A 2,383-nucleotide genomic window follows, 5' to 3' on the forward strand; every position below is an offset into this window, starting at 1 on the left:
CCCGCCCCGAAACTTCGTGGCGCTGTACGAGCGGGCCCGGCGGGCGGGCCTCAAGTGCATCGCCCATGCCGGGGAGGAAGGGCCGCCCGACTACATCCGGCAGGCACTGGACCTGCTGCGGGTCGACCGGATCGATCACGGGATCCGTTGCATGGAGGACGAGGAGCTTGTGCGGCGGCTGGTCGACGAGCAGGTGCCGCTCACCGTGTGCCCGCTGTCCAACGTGCGGCTGCGAGCGGTCGAGAGCCTCGCACAACACCCACTGCCCCGCATGCTGGAGCGCGGCCTGAACGTTTCCGTCCATTCCGACGATCCGGCGTACTTCGGCGGTTACCTCGATGAGAACGTGGCCCAGGTCCGGGAGGCGTTCGGGTTGGATTCCGGGCAACTGGCAGTGCTGGCGGCCAATGCCGTCCGGTCCGCTTTCCTCAGCGAGGCACGACGACGGATCCTCCTCGCGGACGTCGACGCCTGGCTCGACGGTCAATAGAGAGCCCGATCGACGGATCAGCAGGACGGGGGCTCCGCTGCTGAGTCCGGGGTCCGGCGCCCGAACCGGTTCAGGCGTAGGCGCCGAGCAGCCGTACGGATCCGCCGTCGACACCCTTGGCGCCCTGCACGTAGTCCGGACCGTCCGTGCCGGCATTGCTGGCTGCCTGTACGCTGCCCATCACCCAGGAAGGAACGCCGGCGGCGTTCAGGTGGGCAAGGGCCGCATCGGCGCCTTCGGCTCCGACGATCGCCACCATGCCCACCCCGAGGTTGAGCGTGCGCTCGAGGTCCGGCAGCGGCACGGAACCGAGCTGTGAGACAAGGGTGAAGATGGGTGGGAGCTCCCAGGTGGAGCGGTCGATGTTGGCCTCCATGCCCCGCGGGAGCACGCGCGCGAGGTTCGCCGCGAGCCCGCCGCCGGTGACGTGGCTGAAGCCGTGCACCTGGGCGGCGTCGTCGCGAGCGAGCGCGAGGCAGTCCGCGGCGTAGACGCGCGTCGGTTCGAGGAGTTCCTCACCGAGCGTGCGCCCGAGCTCGGACACCTGCCGGTCCAGGGTCCACCCCGCCTGGTTGATGACGCGGCGAACCAGCGAATACCCGTTCGAGTGCAGGCCGGAGGACGCCATCGCGATGACGACGTCGCCGTCGCGGACCCGCTCCGGCCCGAGGACCCGGTCCGCCTCGACAACGCCCGTGGCGGCACCGGCGACGTCGTACTCATGCTCGCCCAGCAGCCCCGGGTGCTCAGCCGTTTCGCCGCCCACCAGCGCCGTGCCCGCCACCGAGCAGGCTGCGGCGATACCGCGCACGATATCGGCGATGCGCTCCGGCACAACCTTGCCGCACGCGATGTAGTCGGTCATGAACAGCGGCTCGGCACCCACCACCACGATGTCGTCCACCACCATGCCCACGAGGTCGAAGCCGATGGTGTCGTGGATGTCCATGGCCTGCGCGATCGCCACCTTGGTCCCCACGCCGTCGGTGGAGGTGGCCAGCAGCGGCCGCCGGTAGGTGAGCAGCTTCGAGACATCATAGAGGCCGGCGAAACCACCGACGCCGCCGACGACCTGGCTGCCGTGGGTGGCCTTGACCGCATCCTTCATGAGTTCGACGGCGCGGTCTCCCGCCTCGACATCAACTCCGGCGCTCGCGTAGGTGATCGGATTGGAAGGCGCGCTCATACCCGCTCTTTCTTGTCTGCGTCAGTCAGTACGGCTTCGAATTCACTGTCGGGTCCGGGATCGCACCCATTGGCTCCGGTCTTGTCCGCCGGGTCCAAATGCTCGAGCAGGTTCTTGCCCAGGCGGTCGTCGGCGGGAAGCTCGATGGGGTACTGCCCGGTGAAGCAGGCGGTGCAGAGGCGCTCGCGGGGCTGCTGCGTCGCGGCGATCATGCCGTCCTCGGAGATGTAGGCGAGGCTGTCGGCGCCGATCGACTTGCTGATCTCGGCTACCGCTGCGCCATTGGCGATCAGCTCGGCCCGGGACGCGAAGTCGATCCCATAGAAGCACGGCCAGCGGACCGGCGGGGAAGAGATCTTGACGTGGACCTCCGCTGCACCGGCTTCGCGCAGCATCCGAACCACCGCACGCTGGGTGTTGCCGCGGACGATCGAATCGTCCACCACGATGATGCGCTTGCCCCGGATCACCGATTCCAGTGCATTGAGTTTGAGGCGGATGCCGAGCTGCCGCAGGGTTTGGCTGGGCTGGATGAACGTTCGGCCCACGTAGGCGTTCTTCACGAAACCGTGGGCGAAGTGGATGCCGGATTCCTCGGCGAAGCCCACGGCGGCCGGCGTCCCGGATTCCGGCACGGGGATGACGATGTCGCCCTCCGCGGAATTCTCGCGGGCCAGCTGGCGGCCCATCTCCACCCTCGACTCGTA

3 protein-coding genes are annotated in these 2,383 nt (G+C 68.5%); 1 reads left to right on the forward strand and 2 read right to left on the reverse strand.

Features of this window, described 5'->3' with window-relative positions:
- A partial coding sequence (locus Y705_RS21300) for an adenosine deaminase family protein (protein ID WP_444826176.1) occupies window positions 1-490 on the forward strand: 490 nt, incomplete at its 5' end.
- 70 nt (window positions 491-560) lie between these two features.
- Here the strand turns inward: Y705_RS21300 and purM are convergent.
- Both purM and Y705_RS23165 read right to left on the reverse strand, forming a co-directional pair.
- Window positions 561-1,676 (reverse strand): phosphoribosylformylglycinamidine cyclo-ligase, encoded by a 1,116-nt coding sequence (purM, locus tag Y705_RS0109710; RefSeq protein WP_026532713.1) that lies wholly within the window; start codon window positions 1,674-1,676, stop codon window positions 561-563.
- On the reverse strand, window positions 1,673-2,383 hold a 711-nt coding region (locus tag Y705_RS23165), incomplete at its 5' end, for an amidophosphoribosyltransferase (RefSeq protein ID WP_275450805.1). The genes Y705_RS23165 and purM, both read right to left, overlap by 4 nt.

Origin of the sequence: Arthrobacter sp. H41, assembly GCF_000520535.1 — a bacterium.
GTDB lineage: Bacteria > Actinomycetota > Actinomycetes > Actinomycetales > Micrococcaceae > Arthrobacter_D.